The 17,346-nt window shown below is 39.9% G+C and carries 17 protein-coding genes; 9 read left to right on the plus strand and 8 right to left on the minus strand.

Features of this window, described 5'->3' with window-relative positions; all coding sequences use genetic code 11:
• Positions 1 to 95: 95 nt before the first annotated feature.
• The gene (locus tag BFP77_RS12780) at positions 96 to 1,523 is read right to left on the minus strand and encodes an amidohydrolase (RefSeq protein WP_099574417.1); all 1,428 of its coding nucleotides are present in this window, start codon (positions 1,521 to 1,523) and stop codon (positions 96 to 98) included.
• A gap of 101 nt (positions 1,524 to 1,624) precedes the next feature.
• On the opposite strand from BFP77_RS12780, the gene BFP77_RS12785 reads away from it, so the two are divergent.
• Entirely contained in the window at positions 1,625 to 2,917 is a 1,293-nt protein-coding gene (locus BFP77_RS12785) for an NAD(P)/FAD-dependent oxidoreductase (RefSeq protein WP_099574418.1), read from the plus strand.
• On the opposite strand, the gene BFP77_RS12790 is transcribed toward BFP77_RS12785, so the two are convergent.
• Positions 2,914 to 4,608, minus strand: a complete 1,695-nt coding sequence (locus tag BFP77_RS12790) for a glycoside hydrolase family 13 protein (protein ID WP_143751903.1) — start codon at positions 4,606 to 4,608, stop codon at positions 2,914 to 2,916. The two genes, BFP77_RS12785 and BFP77_RS12790, sit on opposite strands and share 4 nt — an antisense overlap.
• Before the next feature lie 199 nt (positions 4,609 to 4,807).
• On the opposite strand from BFP77_RS12790, the gene BFP77_RS12795 reads away from it, so the two are divergent.
• Together BFP77_RS12795 and BFP77_RS12800 are read left to right on the plus strand one after the other, a co-directional pair.
• Positions 4,808 to 5,080 (plus strand): hypothetical protein, encoded by a 273-nt coding sequence (locus BFP77_RS12795; RefSeq protein WP_099574420.1) that lies wholly within the window; start codon positions 4,808 to 4,810, stop codon positions 5,078 to 5,080.
• Entirely contained in the window at positions 5,077 to 5,322 is a 246-nt protein-coding gene (locus BFP77_RS12800) for a hypothetical protein (RefSeq protein ID WP_099574421.1), read from the plus strand. The genes BFP77_RS12795 and BFP77_RS12800 overlap by 4 nt, the downstream gene beginning before the upstream one ends.
• 3 nt (positions 5,323 to 5,325) lie before the next feature.
• Here BFP77_RS12800 and xerD read toward each other — a convergent pair whose 3' ends face one another.
• A complete protein-coding gene (gene xerD, locus BFP77_RS12805; RefSeq protein ID WP_099574422.1) occupies positions 5,326 to 6,222 on the minus strand; it encodes a site-specific tyrosine recombinase XerD in 897 nt (298 codons plus the stop codon).
• Positions 6,223 to 6,737: 515 nt separating this feature from the next.
• On the opposite strand from xerD, the gene BFP77_RS12810 reads away from it, so the two are divergent.
• The 4 genes from BFP77_RS12810 (at position 6,738) to BFP77_RS12820 (ending at position 9,049) form a co-directional block, all read left to right on the plus strand.
• Positions 6,738 to 7,253 (plus strand): hypothetical protein, encoded by a 516-nt coding sequence (locus BFP77_RS12810; protein WP_099574423.1) that lies wholly within the window; start codon positions 6,738 to 6,740, stop codon positions 7,251 to 7,253.
• 135 nt (positions 7,254 to 7,388) lie between these two features.
• Positions 7,389 to 7,802 (plus strand): type II 3-dehydroquinate dehydratase, encoded by a 414-nt coding sequence (aroQ, locus tag BFP77_RS12815; RefSeq protein WP_099574424.1) that lies wholly within the window; start codon positions 7,389 to 7,391, stop codon positions 7,800 to 7,802.
• A gap of 80 nt (positions 7,803 to 7,882) precedes the next feature.
• Positions 7,883 to 8,155: a hypothetical protein gene (locus BFP77_RS17140; RefSeq protein WP_218963472.1), complete on the plus strand. Its 273-nt coding sequence runs from the start codon at positions 7,883 to 7,885 to the stop codon at positions 8,153 to 8,155.
• Positions 8,156 to 8,173: 18 nt separating this feature from the next.
• On the plus strand, positions 8,174 to 9,049 hold the full coding sequence (locus tag BFP77_RS12820; RefSeq protein ID WP_218963474.1) for a PQQ-dependent sugar dehydrogenase: 876 nt from the start codon (positions 8,174 to 8,176) through the stop codon (positions 9,047 to 9,049).
• A gap of 3 nt (positions 9,050 to 9,052) precedes the next feature.
• Here BFP77_RS12820 and BFP77_RS12825 read toward each other — a convergent pair whose 3' ends face one another.
• The 5 genes from BFP77_RS12825 to BFP77_RS12845 form a co-directional block, all read right to left on the minus strand.
• Positions 9,053 to 9,334 (minus strand): DUF3817 domain-containing protein, encoded by a 282-nt coding sequence (locus BFP77_RS12825; RefSeq protein ID WP_099574425.1) that lies wholly within the window; start codon positions 9,332 to 9,334, stop codon positions 9,053 to 9,055.
• A gap of 126 nt (positions 9,335 to 9,460) precedes the next feature.
• Positions 9,461 to 10,852: a dihydrolipoyl dehydrogenase gene (lpdA, locus tag BFP77_RS12830; protein WP_099574426.1), complete on the minus strand. Its 1,392-nt coding sequence runs from the start codon at positions 10,850 to 10,852 to the stop codon at positions 9,461 to 9,463.
• Between the two features lie 114 nt (positions 10,853 to 10,966).
• Entirely contained in the window at positions 10,967 to 11,506 is a 540-nt protein-coding gene (locus tag BFP77_RS12835) for a DUF1572 family protein (protein WP_099574427.1), read from the minus strand.
• Between the two features lie 14 nt (positions 11,507 to 11,520).
• On the minus strand, positions 11,521 to 12,018 hold the full coding sequence (msrB, locus tag BFP77_RS12840; protein ID WP_099574428.1) for a peptide-methionine (R)-S-oxide reductase MsrB: 498 nt from the start codon (positions 12,016 to 12,018) through the stop codon (positions 11,521 to 11,523).
• 159 nt (positions 12,019 to 12,177) lie between these two features.
• A complete protein-coding gene (locus BFP77_RS12845) occupies positions 12,178 to 12,753 on the minus strand; it encodes a collagen-like protein (RefSeq protein WP_099574429.1) in 576 nt (191 codons plus the stop codon).
• A gap of 179 nt (positions 12,754 to 12,932) precedes the next feature.
• Between BFP77_RS12845 and glgB the strand changes: the two genes are divergently transcribed.
• Positions 12,933 to 14,828 carry a 1,4-alpha-glucan branching protein GlgB gene (gene glgB / locus BFP77_RS12850; RefSeq protein WP_099574430.1) on the plus strand — a complete coding sequence of 632 codons (1,896 nt, stop codon included), beginning with the start codon at positions 12,933 to 12,935 and terminating at the stop codon, positions 14,826 to 14,828.
• A 101-nt stretch (positions 14,829 to 14,929) separates the two neighbouring features.
• Positions 14,930 to 17,329 carry a glycoside hydrolase family 31 protein gene (locus BFP77_RS12855; protein WP_099574431.1) on the plus strand — a complete coding sequence of 800 codons (2,400 nt, stop codon included), beginning with the start codon at positions 14,930 to 14,932 and terminating at the stop codon, positions 17,327 to 17,329.
• Positions 17,330 to 17,346 lie beyond the last annotated feature (17 nt).

Genomic DNA, 17,346 nt, shown 5'->3' on the forward strand with positions numbered 1-17,346 from the left:
ATTGTTACATAGCCAGTAACCAGTAACCAGTAACCAGTAACCAGTAACCAGTAACCAGTAGCCATTAACCGGTAGCCAGTAGCCGGTAGACTTTACTAATTTCTATAGTCCAACGCCGGTGACCGTTCACCCAACAAAGGAATATATTTAAAATCCGTTCCTCTTCGGTCAACGAATTCTTTCCTGGCCTCACTGACTAGTTGTTTGTTCTTGAATAGGTCAATAGCCGTAAGTGTCAGTGTTTTTGCCGCTATCATCATACCTTTGTTTCCTATAGAGGTTCCGCCCGCCGCAACGGCCTGCCAGCTATGCGCGGGAGTACCTGGCACCCACGTAGCGGCGCTCATACCTACCGTGGGGACAGCAAAACTAACATCTCCCACATCCGTTGAGCCAAAAGCTTTTGCTTCCGTTTTATAAGGCTGTATCTTTTTAGCAGTATCACTATCAACACCGTCTTGGCCTAAACTCTTGGCAATTTTATCCGCAAATATCTTTTCTTCAGGCGTGTACTCCATGCCACCGATTTTGGATAGATTATCGTGCATTAATTTTTGTAATGTCAGGTTCGGCAGTAGTTCATGGGTTCCGCCGATCATTTCATAGTCCATAGTCGTACCTGTACCTAAAGCGGCTCCTTCGGCAGCTTTAACGATACGGTCAAAAATCTCGATGACCACACCCCTTGTATTGTGGCGCGCATAGTAATACACCTCTGCAAAATCTGGAACCACGTTCGGAGCTTTTCCGCCATCTGTTATTACATAATGAATTCTGGCTTTTTCAGGGATGTGCTCTCGCATCATGTTCACCATCATGTTCATGGCCTCCACGCCATCTAAAGAGGAGCGACCCATTTCTGGAGATGCCGCGGCATGGGCGGATACACCGTAAAAACGAAATTTAGCGGATTTGTTTGCCAACGCAGCTCCCGCACTGGCCGCATTTTGAGCTCCGGGATGCCAATGAAGGGCAACATCTACATCATTAAAAAGTCCTTCCCGTACCATGTAGACTTTTCCAGAACCACCTTCTTCGGCAGGAGTTCCATAAAAACGAATGGTCCCTTGCATCTTATTGGCCTTTAGCCAGTCCTTGGTAGCGATGCCGGCGGCAGTAGAGGCCGTTCCGAACAGGTGATGTCCACAGGCATGCCCCGCTACTTTTCCGGCTGATTTTTTTTCGGCTACTGCTTGTTGGGACAATCCGGGCAAGGCATCGTACTCGCCCATAATACCGATTACGGGACTTCCACTGCCATATTCCGCAATGAAGGCCGTAGGTATTCCGGCAACGCCTGTTTTTATGGTAAAGCCTTCATCTTCCAGTGTTTTTTGAAGTAAAGCAGAACTTTTAACCTCTTGATAACCCATTTCGGCCAAACCCCAAATCTCTTGAGCTATGTTGGCATAGGTCTCGCTTTTGGCATCTAATCTTTTTAAAACATCATCCGTTGTTTTTTGAGCCTGTACGTTATACTGGGATACGAGTAAGAAAACTAAGATATAAAGGGATTTGTGCATTTTTGTTGGTATTTGAAATTAGCTTCTAAATATACTAAAAACCCCATATTCTTTTTTCAATGGAAGAAGGTTTGTTTAATTTTGCACGTAAGATTTAAATTATGAACATACCGCAGTCCAATTATCCAAGAATCGTTATTGTGGGAGGTGGTTTTGGCGGCATTTCCTTAGCTCAAAAACTAAGTAAAAAAGAAGTTCAGGTAGTGCTTCTGGATAAAAACAACTATCACACTTTTCAGCCTTTATTATATCAAGTTTCTACGGGTGGTCTGGAACCGGATTCCATTGCCTATCCTTTGCGTAAGGTTTTAATCGGTTATGATAATTTCTTCTTTAGACTTGCTGAGGTAAAGGAAATACAGCCAGAAAAGAAGGTGTTAAGTACTTCCATAGGGGAAGTGAGTTATGATTATTTGGTTGTGGCCACAGGCTCGGAGACCAATTTCTTCGGGAACAAAGAGTTAGAAAAAAATGCGATGGCTATGAAATCCATTCCGCAATCCTTAAACCTTAGAAGTCTGATTCTCGAAAATTTTGAACAAGCCCTATTAACAGACGATTACCATGAGCGAGATGCCCTAATGAATTTTGTTATTGTGGGTGGCGGACCAACAGGTGTGGAATTGGCGGGCGCCTTGGCCGAAATAAAAAAAGGAATTTTACCTAAGGATTATCCTGATTTGGATACGCGGAGGGCACAAATCAATTTGGTACAGGGAGGCGACCGCCTTTTAGATGCCATGAGTGCTAATGCTTCTGAAAAATCCGAGCAATTTTTAGAAAAACTGGGCGTGCAAGTTTGGAAAAACACTAGAGTTACCGGCTACGATGGTAAAACGGTAACCACCAAAACCGATTTAACCTTTGACACGGCAACCCTTGTTTGGGCGGCCGGTGTAATGGGAGCTACTATTAAGGGTTTAGATGCAAAAGAATTACTGGCCGGCGGTAACCGATTGAATGTGAACGAATTTAATCAGGTAGAAGGATACCCCGAGATATTTGCCATTGGTGATATTGCCTGCATGCAAAGTGAGGATTATCCAAGAGGGCATCCTATGATGGCACAACCGGCCATACAGCAAGGAAAGCATCTTGGTGAAAACCTGGTGCGTTTAATAGATGGAAAATCCCTGAAACCCTTTTCCTATCTGGATAAAGGCAGTATGGCAACAGTAGGTAGGAACAAAGCGGTGGTAGACTTGAAAAACCTTAAATTCCAAGGGGTTTTTGCCTGGTTCGTTTGGATGTTCGTACACCTATTTTTCTTGATAGGCTTTAGAAATAGGGTAGTGGTCTTTGTAAATTGGGTGTATAATTATGTGCGATTTGACCGTGAAGCAAGACTGATCATTAGGCCTTTTAAAAGAAATTATAGTCAATTCAAAGATTAGTCAATTGTATACAGCATGGCATGATAAGGACGTACTTTAAATACGCCGTCTTTTACATGTACTACGGCATCATCGTTTGCCAAGAGTAATTTTGCATTCTGACCCTTGAACTGCTCTAAAGTTAGTATTTCCCGTTCCCTTGAAAAACTAAGAAGAATTAAATATTTGTTTTCTTCTAAAGTTCTCGTGTAGGCATAAACCCGTTCATTATCCGGTAAAAGGAGTTCATAACTCCCATAGATGAGGGCTAAATGATCTTTCCTGATTTGAACCATTTTACGGAAATAGTTCAAAACCGAGCCCCTATCATTTTCCTGTGATGCTACATTGATACCGTCCGCATAGTTATCGTTTACCTTGATCCATGGTTTTTCTTCTGAAAATCCGGCATTTTTAGAGGTGTCCCATTGCATGGGGGTTCTAGCATTATCTCTACTGGCATCTTTTTCATTTTCGATAAAAGCGGCTACATCTCCACCTTCATTCTTAACGCTTTCATATCTGTTCAGGGTATTAATGTCCTTATAATCGGTAATATTTTGAAATCTAATATTCGTCATACCTATTTCTTCTCCATAATAAAAATAGGGAGTGCCCCTCATGGTCAATAAAAACGTTTGAAGCATGGTTGCGGAGTTGTACCAATGTGTCTTGGAATCGTCTCCCCATCTACTTACACTTCTGGGAAAATCGTGATTGTTAAGATACATACTACCCCAGCCTTTTTCAGAAAAAACAGCATCCCAATCGGTATGTATTTTTTTAAACTCCGTAAGTTTCCATTTATCTTTTCGCATCATGAAAACTTCGTCTCCATCGCGGTCTAGGGACATCAAATCAAAATGGAAAAACATGTTCAGTTCCTTTCGGTCTTCGTCTACAAAGTCCAATGCGTTCTTTAAGGTAACCCCTGGAGCTTCTCCAACCGTCATCACATCATATTTAGAAAGTACTTCGTTGTTCATTTCATTGAGGTATTCGTGTAACTTTGGTCCGTTGGCATAAAAAGGGACAAAGTTCCCCTCATATTCCTGTGGAAGCTCTGGGTAGTTCGTGTCTTTGGAAATAAAGGATATTACATCCATACGGAAACCATCTACGCCTTTCTCGAACCAAAAACGCATGGCATTGTATATTTTTTCCCTAAGTTTTGGATTCTCCCACTTTAAATCGGGTTGCTTCTCGGAAAAGTAATGCAGGTAGTATGCATTGGTGGTCTCGTCATATTTCCATGCATTGCCCTCCACATCAAAATAACTCCACCTTTTTGGCGGTATGCCTTTTTCGGCTGGCCACCAATGGTAATAATCCCTGAAAGGATTATCCCTGGACTTGCGAGATTCAACAAACCATTGGTGTTCATCGCTACTATGGTTAACCACAAGGTCCATGACGAGTTTTAGACCTCTTTGCTTCATTTCTTCAAGAAGCCGGTCAAAATCTTCCATGGTTCCAAACTCGGACATAATACTCCTGTAGTCACTTATGTCGTAACCGTTATCATCGTTTGGTGAGTTGTATACCGGGTTGAGCCAAATGATGGTCACCCCCAGGCTTTTTATATAATCCAAACGCTTAATTATACCCTGTAAATCACCTATTCCGTTACCTGTAGTATCCTGAAAACTTCTAGGGTAGATTTGATAAACGATACCTTCTTTCCACCACAATCTTTCTAAATGCTCTTTCAATTCGGCCAATTTTTTTATAAATATATTGTTTTGGTTATTAAAAAAAGAGAATCAAAAAGGATAAGCGACACTATAACGATGGAGTTGTTTTCTTATGAATGTTAAATACAGTATAATCTCGTTAAATGATTCATAAAGATGGAGAGTCGTTTTATTTTTTAGAATAGCTTTAAAGGGGTTGAACTTCTAAAAAGGGCTTATGCGGAAAATACATTCTTTTCTCTGTTTGTTTGTCATTTTACAATATGGCTTCTCGCAAAACCGAGAGAACGCTTCGGCAATATCAGATGCTGAACCGCAATTGACACTCTCTACTTTTTCGTATCCCTTATTTTTAGATGATGAAGAGCATAGCTTTTTTTTGGTAAGGTATAGGCTCTCCGATAAGACCAGCGCAGAACTAAGAACCTTTTACGATACCTATGAACTACAAATCGTTTACGCTCCAATTTTCGGTTTAAACAGTATTTGAACAAGAGATTATACCTGTACTCAGGACTAGAAATAGAAGCGGAGATAAATAAATATCCTCATTTAAAACAACCACCACCAAGAGTAGGACTCATTAATGGACTGGGCTATGAGGTAAACAAAAGTTTTGTGATCGAAGGTGGATCAAATATTCAGGTAAACAATTCTCCTATGGGTGTTTTTGGTGAACGCGATATTCCAATGCCGCAAGTTTATACGCTAGGGGGTAAAATCAAATTTTGAAGGCTATTTTCTAGGATGAAATTTATTCATCACTTCAGCTAAGTGACTCCTATCAACATGCATATATACCTCCGTTGTAGTAATACTTTCGTGTCCTAACATTTGTTGTATAGACCTAAGGTCTGCCCCATTTTCCAATAAATGCGTCGCAAAGGAGTGTCTAAAGGTATGTGGACTTATATTTTTGCGAAGCCCTATGTGCTCAGCCAAATCCTTGACTATGGTAAAGACCATGGCACGTGTAAGCTGTTTACCTCTTCTGTTCAGAAAAAGAATATCTTGAAAACCCTCTTGGATTTTTAGGTGAATACGAACCTCGTCTTTGTAAATATTGATATATTTTTTATTGATGTTGCTTATGGGCACAAACCTTTGTTTATTGCCTTTGCCGGTAACTTTGATAAAGTCTTCTTCAAAATAAAGGTCGGAAATTTTGAGTCCGATTAGTTCCGAAACACGTAGGCCACAGCCGTACAATGTTTCTAACATTGCTCGGTTTCGTTCTCCTTCTTTCTTACTTAAATCAATGGCGGCAATGAGTTGGTTTATTTCATTTTCTGAAATCGTATCTGGAAGCTTACGTCCAATTTTTGGAGACTCTATAAGGTCTAAGGGATTGTTGTCCCGGTAATCCTCAAAGACCAAATAGTTGAAGAAACTTTTAAGTCCAGAAATAATACGCGCTTGGGACCTGGGATTAACCTCTTTAGCAATTTCATAAACAAAGCGCTCTACCGTGTCTTTATGAATGTCCAAGGGAGAATCTTTTAACTGATTGGTCTCAAGAAATTTTACTAATTTCTCTATATCCCAAACATAGTTTTTTATTGAGTTATCCGCTAACCCTCTTTCTATTTTAAGGTAGGATTTAAAGTCTATTAGGGCATGTTCCCAATTCATTGACCAATAGTTGTTTTCTGAAAATTTGACTATTTAGGAAAGATAGGTCGAAAATTACAAATGCAAAGCCTCTGAATAATAAAGATTTATATCATAACGCTTACATCTGAAGACAACATTCGAAATAAAAAGATGATTATTTGTTAAGGTTTTATACTATTCAGTGGTTGCTATATCAGTAACCCATAACGGAATGAGCTTTGTTGTAAAACAGGACGTAAGGTTTCCTCACCAGGTATTATAGCTACGACGCTAAATTAGGGTTTCACTTTGTGGGCATATTAGTAATTCTTTTTGATGTTATACTCGATAATCCAGATTTAAAATGTTCTGATGTTTGCTTCGGGATAAATGTTAACTTTTTAATCATTCTTGGAGGTCATTTACCAGTATTCTAATTCTGTTTTCTTCATAAAATGAGTGTTTTACAACGAAATTCATGACGATTACAACTTTTATTATCAGACCGTGATTAAGGTGTTATGTTTACATGACAATCAATCCTATAAAATCAAATGAAAACATTTTATATAGCCATCTGTTTCTTGGTTGCTTCTTTTTCAGCTGAAGCGCAAATCGATAGAACTAATTTTAGGGCTGGCGTCAACGCCGGACTCGTGGTGGGTGATTTTTCCGAAGCTTACAGTCTTACATTAGGTGTAGATATTTATCAACATTGGGGTGTGTCAAAAGAACTGGACTTAGGAATCGCCACGGGTTTTTCCAATGCCTTTGGAGAAAAGGAATCTTCTTCGGTTGGTGGTGTAACCGTCCAAACTGAATTTGACAATGCACAGTTCATTCCGGTTGCCGCATCCTTACGCATTTATCCTACTTCCGGTTTTAAGATAGGTGCAGACGTGGGATACGCTATTGGCCTCAATGAAGGTAATGATGGCGGCTTTTACTATAGGCCAAGTATGGGCGTAGATGTAAGTGGAGGTTCCACCGAAATAAATGTGTCCTACTTTGCCGTTAATGGAGATGCTAACTTCTCCACAGTACTGTTAGGGTTTCTCATTCTATTCTAAAAGCACAAGCTTGCTACTGTCGCTTTCTCTAGTATAATTATTTAGTATTTTTGATGACAAGATATGCTTTATAGGTCTTTGGCAATAAGATTGAAGCGTTTGTTCTATTTCTAGATAATCACAGAAGCGATTTATATGAAAATAATCATCATTAACGGGCCCAATCTAAACCTCTTGGGCAAACGTGAACCAGAAGTTTATGGGGATAAAACCTTTGAAGACTATTTTGCCGAGCTTCAATTTAAGTTCAAGGAGGTACAACTAGAATATTTTCAATCTAACATAGAAGGAGAGCTAATTTCCAAACTACAGGAGACAGGTTTTTTCTATGACGGTATTGTTTTAAACGCAGCATCTTACACCCACACCTCTGTAGGTATAGGCGATGCGGTAAAAGCTATAGAGACGCCCGTCGTTGAGGTGCATATTTCCAATACCCATAAAAGAGAGGACTTCAGACATGTTTCGTATATTTCTTCTGGTGCAAAAGGAGTAATTCTTGGCTTTGGTCTTCAGAGCTATAATTTAGCCATACAAAGTTTTTTATAGCCCTACGCTTATTCAATGGTTGGTTTTTGAAATACATCCAAACAGGACTATTTCTACGTTAATAAAGAAAGCCTATAGCTATGAAAAGGATTATTGCACCCATCTCATTTGCTTTATTGGTCCTATTTTCCTATAGCAAGGACGAGGACAATAAACTTGTTCCACTTTCCGAGGGCGCCGTGAGTTTGGTAAACGCGTTCCCCAATTTAGAATTTTCGAGACCTTTGGACCTCCAAAGCCCGGATGACGGTACCAATCGTATTTTTGTAGCCGAACGAGGAGGAAGTATCAAGGTATTTCCAAATGATGAAACTACGCAGGTAAGCGCTACCTTTTTAGATTTAGAAAACTGAACTGTTAGTACCGGTGAACTGGGTCTTCTTGATTTTGCATTTCATCCCAATTACAGCTCTAACGGCTTCTTTTACGTGACCTACACGCCAACAGAAGATATGGCATTGGTCTCAAGGTTTCAAGTTTCCGGTGCTTCCGAAGATATCGCGGACGTAGCTAGCGAAACAATTTTATTACGGATTCCTCAACCAGAAACAAACCATAACGGAGGGCAATTAGCCTTTGGTCCGGATGGTTATTTATATATTGCTTCGGGTGATGGTGGAGGAGGAGGTGACCCCCAAGGTAACGCTCAAAATTTAGAGAACCTGCTAGGTGCAATTTTAAGAATTGATGTAGACGTCCCGGGGTCGGACGCTAACTACAGCATTCCCTCGGACAATCCATTTGTGAATATGAATAATGCAAGAGTGGAGATTTATGCCTACGGTCTTCGTAATCCATGGCGCTTTAGTTTTGACGAACAAACCGAAAGTATATGGACCGGCGATGTGGGTCAAGGAGAAATGGAAGAGATAAATATCATAGAAAAAGGCGGTAATTATGGTTGGAACATTCTAGAGGGTACTTCCTGTTTTGGCTCGGACACTTGTGATGGTGCTAATACGATTGCACCTGTTTTTGAATACAACCACAATGCCAATGACAGGTCAATAACAGGCGGCTATGTGTATAGAGGAGATGAGGTTAGTACTTTGAAAGGATATTATATTTATGGCGATTTTATCTCAGGGCGCATATGGGCTTTGGACAGTAATCTAAGCGGCAGTCCTAGTAATCAGCTTTTGGTAGAATCTGGTTTAAATATCTCTTCTTTCGGTACGGATAATGCCAAAGAAATCTATGTCTGTAGTTTCGATGGACAAATTTACAAGTTTAAGGAAACCGAATAACGGCTATTCTTCTCTTAAATATTTTTCTTCCACGTAGAACGTCGCAAAAGGTAACAGTGAAGCTATTCCGAAAATAATGAAGCGTTTTATCCCCCATTTTTTGTTAAAACAGACGAGAAGGGCTAGCGCTATGAAGGCAATAAATAAAACTCCGTGCGCATAGCCGACTACCTTATTGGGTCCAGGAATTTCTGCCCAATATTTCAAGGGCATGGTTACCCCAAAAAGGGCTAGATATGAGATACCTTCTAAAATGGCCGTGGCTCTAAAAGCTTTTAATAGCATAGTATGCGAATAAAATAAATATGAATATCGAAAAAATTAGGCCAAGAACGGTTAATTTGAAATCGTTCTTGTTAGAATCGTCCGCATCCCGTCTCAATGGATGTTCCTAATTTTCGGCTTCATAAATTATAGATGTATTACCTCGTCATAGGCATCTGCCACTGCCTCCATCACGGCCTCACTCATCGTAGGATGTGGGTGTACGGCCTTTAAAACCTCATGACCGGTCGTTTCCAACTTACGGGCTACAACCGCTTCGGCAATCATATCGGTAACACCAGCACCGATCATATGGCACCCAAGCCATTCTCCGTATTTGGCATCGAAAATTACTTTCACAAAACCGTCAGAAGTTCCGGCGGCCTTGGCCTTTCCACTAGCCGAAAAGGGAAATTTACCAACCTTGATATCCAATCCTTGTTCTTTTGCTTGTTTTTCTGTGAGTCCGACAGAGGCGATTTCAGGTGTGCAATAGGTACATCCAGGTATGTTTCCATAATCTAGGGCTTCCACATGCATCCCTGCTATTTTTTCAACACAAAGTATACCTTCGGCCGAGGCAACGTGGGCTAAGGCCTGTCCAGGGGTAACGTCACCAATGGCATAGTATCCCGGTATATTGGTCTGGTAGAAATCGTTTACTTTGATCTTATCCCTATCGGTAGCGATACCTATATCCTCTAATCCTATATTTTCAATGTTTGTTTTGATACCCACTGCGGACAGTACAATATCAGCTTCCAATACTTGTTCTCCTTTAGCAGTCTTTACGGTGGCTTTCACACCTTCACCCGAAATATCTACCGAAGTAACTTCCGCAGACGTCATAATTTTAACCCCTGATTTCTTGAAGCTACGTTCCAATTGTTTGGAGATGTCCTCGTCTTCTACGGGGACAATATTCGGAAGGTATTCTACCACGGTAACCTCGGTACCCATGGCGTTATAGAAATAGGCGAACTCTATACCTATGGCACCACTACCCACAACGATCATTTTCTTAGGTTGGCTGGCCAAGGTCATTGCCTCCCGGTAACCAATTATTTTTTTTCCGTCCTGTGGTAAGCTCGGTAATTCCCTACTACGGGCTCCTGTAGCTACTATGATGTGATCCGCAGAGTATTCCGCAGGTTCTCCGTGCTCTCCTTTAACCACCACCTTTTTTCCAGGCATTAGGCGGCCGAACCCATTAATAACCTCGATTTTGTTCTTCTTCATTAAGAATTGCACGCCTTTGCTCATGCCATCGGCCACATTTCTACTTCTTTTCACCACGGCATCAAAATCCTTATCAACACCTTCGGCCATAAGTCCATAATCACCGGCATGTTGAAGATATTCAAAAACCTGAGCTGACTTCAATAAAGCTTTAGTTGGGATACAACCCCAGTTTAAACAAACTCCACCAAGGTTTTCCTTTTCTATAATTGCTGTTTTAAGACCTAGTTGAGAAGCTCTAATAGCAGTAACATAGCCACCTGGGCCACTACCTAAAACAATAACATCGAAAGTGCTCATATTTTTAATTTTAAATGTTTAAAGCGATTCTTTTTGAAAGCGCTGCAAAAATACAAAACCAAACCTGAAGGACAATTATCCTATTTGAAATTAAAACTAAGGATTTTGTGATTTTCACTCATTTAAATCTGAACCAAACTTTTCTTTGTTAAAAGAAACCGATCCGCCCTTTGGTATAGACAGGGAAATCCAGTCTTTTCCTTTTCGCATCTTTCCTAAGAGCACAATTTGCCCTACATGGTTTGCATAATGTGCAAGCTGTCTGTTAATAGCTTCTACCAACGTATGTTCTTCATTCCTAATCTTGATCTTCTGATTGAAATTGGATTCGCTTACTAAATCAAGCGCGTGGAAAAGACAATCCCAACCACTGTTCCAAAGGACAATGGTCTCTGATTTGGATACAGGAGGGAGGGTAAATTCTTTTTTGCGAAAACGCCATTTTTTCTCACCATCTTCGGTCAGAAAATTTGTCCATCTGCTGCGCATATTACCTACCATGTGCTTTACGATTACAGCAATGGAGTTATCGGTAGCTGCGTAAGCCCATTGTAAATCGTCTTCTGAAATGTGTTCAAAAGTTCTGTCGCCCAATGTTTTGTAGCGCTCAAATTCAAAACGAGCTCTTTCGATATAGTTTTGGGCAAATTTCATTACAGGCGGTATTCTTAGCTTTCCGGAACGAATTTAAGTGCAACCCCGTTGATACAGTGCCTTTCGCCCGTGGGTGCAGGACCATCCTCAAAAACATGACCTAGGTGTCCGCCGCAAGTAGCACAATGCTCTTCCGTTCTCTTATAGCCTATTTTATAATCTACGTCGTAGGCTACATTACCTTCAATTTCCTCATAAAAACTGGGCCATCCCGTACCGGAATCAAATTTTGTGGCACTTTTGAATAATGGCGTATCACAGCCTGCACAAACATATACGCCTTCTTTTTTATTGTCTAGGAGGTCACTAGTGAAGGGGTTTTCTGTGGCCGCTTTTCTTAGCACATAGAATTGTGCATCGGTGAGTTCTTTTTTCCATTCCGCTTCGGTTTTCTGAACGGCAAATTCTTTGACGTCCTGGCTTTCATTTTTTGCCATTTCTCCCTTCTCCTGGGAAACACCTTTGCAGCTAGCGGCAAATATTAGTAAAATGATCAAGGCATTCAATTTCATAATTATATTTTTTTACTTCGTCTTTTCTTTTATCAATTCCTTTCAAATTTAAGTTACTTAAAAGGATACTACTGTTAAGTTTTCTATAAAGACGCTATTTTTTGGCATAAAAAAGCCTCAATAAATAATGAGGCTTTCCATGACTGAAACATGATTTTGTTAGTTTAACTTAATAAGCTGAATATTCTGTTCTTCAACACTTAAACGTCCCATTACGTTATATACGTTAGATAAATCTAGTTTACTTCCTTGAGCCGTCTCCGCTGGTAATACCGCTATTCTGAATACTTGATTGTCCGTATCACCAGATTGTAGCGTACCTAAATCAAAATCTGATTCCAAGAAAATATTTACGTCTAAAAAGGTGTGATCATAATTATACTGTAACAATCCTTGGTCTAATATTCTGGTCTGTGGTAGCAATCTCCAGATGTCCACGGCCTCTCCGTTGGAGTCTTCTGTCTGGTCCCAGAGCAAATAGACCAGGACAACATCCGTTTCAAAAACTTCAATGGTCTGAGGGAACTCGAACAATAATCCATAATCATTTTCTTCTGAAAAAGTACCTTCAATGTCAATTACCTTTCCTAAAATATTTACTCCGTCCTGTCCATCAATCCCATCTCTTCCATCCAATCCGTCAAAACCATCAAACCCTGGAGGTCCTTGTGGGCCTTCACAGGTGATGAATAATAAAGCGAATAAACAACCTAGTACTAAACTTAATTTTTTCATGATGTATTGATTTTTTTGGTTTACTATTTCCTTAATAACCTGAGTGTTTTCAAAAAGCGTTCCATTTTCGTAATTTGAAAAATAAATTGAGATATTTAATTGGATGTAATCAAGTAAAACTACTAAATTCTACTCCTTAATTTAAAGTTGATTAGATTTACCGCAAAATTAATATACACATGTCTAAAGTTATTGTCCATTCTTTGTTCACGGATTTTGATATTGACCTCTTTAAGGGAGGAAAGCATTATCGTCTTTATGATAAACTAGGTTCACATCCTACAAAAGTAGACGGTGTAGAAGGTACTTATTTTGCGGTCTGGGCCCCTTCCGCCAAATCGGTATCCGTTGTTGGGGATTTTAATTTTTGGGATGCAACTACACATCAATTGAATGTGCGTTGGGATTCCAGTGGCATATGGGAAGGTTTTATCCCCGCTGTAGGTTCCGGGGATATTTATAAATATAAGATACAGTCCAACAACAATGATATTTGGACAGAAAAAGCAGACCCTTTTGCAAGACAATGTGAACATCCGCCTAAAACGGCATCCGTTATTTGGAATTCCGATTATAAATGGAAGGATAAGGCCTGGATGGGTTATCGAAAGGAAAAAAACGGATTGGATAGACCTTACTCCGTTTATGAAGTGCATTTAGGTTCTTGGAAAAGAAACAAAGATGGAGATTTTTTAACCTATAAGGAGCTGGCCAAGGATTTGGTTGGTTACGTTAAAGAAATGGGTTATACCCATGTTGAGTTCATGCCAATAATGGAATATCCGTACGATCCTTCTTGGGGATATCAGCTAACCGGATATTTTGCGCCTACTTCTAGATTTGGAACTCCAGAGGATTTTAAATTATTGGTAGATGCTTTTCATCAAAATGATATTGGTGTAATCCTAGACTGGGTTCCATCACATTTTCCCGAAGATGCCCATGGACTTGGGTTTTTTGACGGTTCTAACTTATATGAACATCCGGATAGGAGAAGAGGGTATCACCCAGATTGGAAAAGTTTGATATTTAATTACGGAAGGAACGAGGTAAGGGCATTTTTGATAAGTAATGCACTTTTTTGGTTAGAACAATTTCATGTAGACGGATTACGTGTAGATGCCGTGGCCTCTATGCTTTATTTAGATTACTCTAGGGAAGAAGGCGAATGGGAAGCTAATATGTACGGGAATAATGAAAACTTGGAAGCCATGTCCTTTATTAGGGAGCTCAACCAAGAAATATATTCCAGTTTTGATGGAGTACAGACCATTGCAGAAGAATCAACGGCCTTCACCGGAGTTTCCAAACCGGTAAACTTAGGAGGTCTAGGTTTTGGAATGAAATGGATGATGGGTTGGATGCACGATACGCTAGAATACTTCAAAAAAGAACCGATATACAGAAAACACCATCAGAACGATTTGACTTTTAGTATGACGTATGCCTTTACGGAGAACTTTATGCTGCCTTTTTCACATGATGAGGTAGTGTACGGAAAGCAATCTTTGGTGTATAGGATGCCCGGTGACGAATGGCAGCGGTTCGCCAATTTAAGGCTACTCTTTGGCTACATGTTCACGCATCCTGGCACTAACATTATGTTTATGGGCGGCGAATTCGGACAAACGGCAGAATGGAATTTTCAACAAAGTTTAGATTGGCATTTGCTACAATATGACGGACATTCTGGTGTGCAACAATTTGTTAAGGATTTAAACGCTACATATAAAAATTATCCCGCGCTTTACGAAAAGCAGTTTAGCCCGGAAGGTTTTCAATGGATCGATTATGGAGATCATGAGAATTCTGTACTGACCTATATAAGAAAAGGACATGATGAAAAAAACGATCTTATTATTGCCTGCAATTTTACTCCTGTCCTTAGAGAAAATTATAGAATAGGAATACACAAAAAAGGGAAGCTAAAGGAAATTCTTAATAGCGACGCTAAAGTGTACGGAGGTGCCGGGAATGTCAATACCACTATCAAAACGTCAACAAAGGCTTGGCACGGGTATAAGAAATCCACAGAAATAACCATTCCCCCGTTAGGAATCGTCATTATAAAGTAACTTTCTTTTCCTAAATCGTTATAGTTTGTAATTGCTCGGATAATATTTCGTGCTTCCGTGTTATTGTGCTTCTTTTGCTATTGATTTAAAATAATTAATCAATGATTACAAATACAGAATTAGAATATAAGGGTAATCTTTACCCTAACCATATAGTTGATTTTAAACAAGATACCGACAAACTTTACTTTACCACGGATAATGGGGTTATTTTACAAGTAACTATTTTGCGGGGAAGTTTAATACGTTTTAGGTACGCTACCAATTACGTTTTTGAACCAGACTTCTCATACGCTATAGATCCTGAAGCTACGCTGGGTTATAGCAGTCTTGAAGTAGAGGAGAATGATACGGAATATATCGTTAAAACCGCTAGAGTTCATGTTCTAGTTGATAAAAAATCCTTACGAACCCAAATATCTGATTTAGACGGAAATATCATCAACGAAGATGAAATAGGTTTCCACTGGGAAGAAAACTATGAGTATGGCGGTAATACCGTTAAGATGAGTAAAATTACCCAGACCGGTGAGAGTTTTTATGGATTGGGAGATAAGGCAACACATAGTAATCTTAAGGGAAAGCGCTTACACAATTGGGTAACCGACCAATATGCCTATGGCAAAGACCAAGACCCATTATATAAGGCTATACCTTTTTACGTGGGGCTTCATAAAGGGCGTGCGTATGGAATATATTTTGATAATACGTTTAAGACCCATTTTGATTTTGCCCATGAAAGGAGAAATACGACTAGTTTTTGGGCCGATGGTGGCGAGCTGAACTATTACTTCTTTTACGGTCCGGAAATGTCTAAAGTGGTGGCGGCATATTCAAATTTAACGGGTACTCCGGAACTACCTCCAATGTGGGCTTTGGGATATCATCAATCTAAATGGAGCTATTACCCGGAAAGTAATGTGAAGGAAATTACAAAGCAATTTAGGGACCTTAATATTCCCTGTGATGCCATCTATTTGGATATTGATTATATGGATGGATTTCGATGTTTTACCTGGGATAAAAAATTGTTTCCAGATCCGAAAAGAATGATCGGTGAGTTGGAAGAAGACGGTTTTAAAACCGTTGTAATGATAGACCCGGGTATTAAAATAGATAAGGAGTATTGGGTTTACAAAGAAGCATTGGAAAAAGGATATTTCTGTAGTAGGGGAGATGGTCCTCTAATGCGCGGCAAAGTATGGCCCGGAGAATGTAATTTCCCCGATTTTACCAATCCTGAAGTTCGGGAATGGTGGGCAGAATTGTATAAGGAATTTATGTCGGATTTAGGTGTGCATGCCGTTTGGAACGATATGAACGAACCAGCCGTAATGGAAGTACCAACAAAAACCGCACCTTTAGATACAAGGCACGATTACGATGGTCATCCCTGTACACATAGAAAGGCTCATAATATTTACGGAATGCAGATGGTTAGGGCTACCTACGAAGGAGTTAAGAAATATGTATATCCTAAGAGGCCCTTTGTAATTACGAGAGCAGCTTTTTCCGGCACACAGCGCTATTCCTCGACCTGGACCGGGGATAATGTTGCAACTTGGGAACATTTGTGGATTGCCAATGTGCAGATGCAGCGTATGTGCATGAGCGGTTATTCGTTTGTAGGTTCCGATATTGGTGGCTTTGCCGAACAACCGAACGGTGAGCTGTTTGCCAGATGGGTACAACTTGGTATTTTTCATCCTTTCTGTAGGGTACATTCTAGTGGTGATCACGGTGATCAAGAGCCTTGGTCCTTTGGTACCGAGATTACGGACATCGTAAGAAAGTTTATAGAGATAAGATACCAACTATTACCTTACTTGTATACCATGTTCTATAAATACAGTAAGGAACAGAAACCAATGCTACAGCCCTTGGTACTTTTTGATCAGGAAGATGCTCAGACCCATTTTAGGACAGATGAATTTATATTTGGAGAACAAATACTGGTTTGTCCTATCCAAGAACCGAATGCCAAGGGAAGAAGAATGTACATACCAAGAGGTAAATGGTATGATTTTTGGACCGACGAACTCGTTGAAGGTGGCAAAGAAAGTTGGGTTACGGCAGATCTGGATAAGGTGCCTATCTATATCAAAGACGGAGCCATCATCCCTAAATATCCCGTACAGCAGTACGTAGGCGAAATAAAGATAGAGGAACTTATTTTAGATACCTATTATAAATTGGGTGTTGAGACCTCCGAGGTGTATGAAGACGCCGCTGACGGATATGATTATAAAAAAGGAAGATATTCCTTCCGTAATTTTAAATTTACGGGAAAAGAAAAATCCGTGACCGTGCAGCAGTTTAAAGATGGTAGTTTTGTTACGGAATATGAAACGTTGAAATTTAATTTTCATGGCCTCCCATTTAAAATAGCCAAAATTGAGGTGGATAATGAAGAGGTTTCCTTAAAATCGGTAAAACCAAATGGCGAACAGAGTTTGCATATAGACAAAAACTTTACGCTGTTGCACATCACGGGAAAATAAAAATTTTGTATTTTGTC

Source organism: Maribacter sp. 4U21 (assembly GCF_002742365.1).
Classification (GTDB): Bacteria; Bacteroidota; Bacteroidia; order Flavobacteriales; family Flavobacteriaceae; genus Maribacter.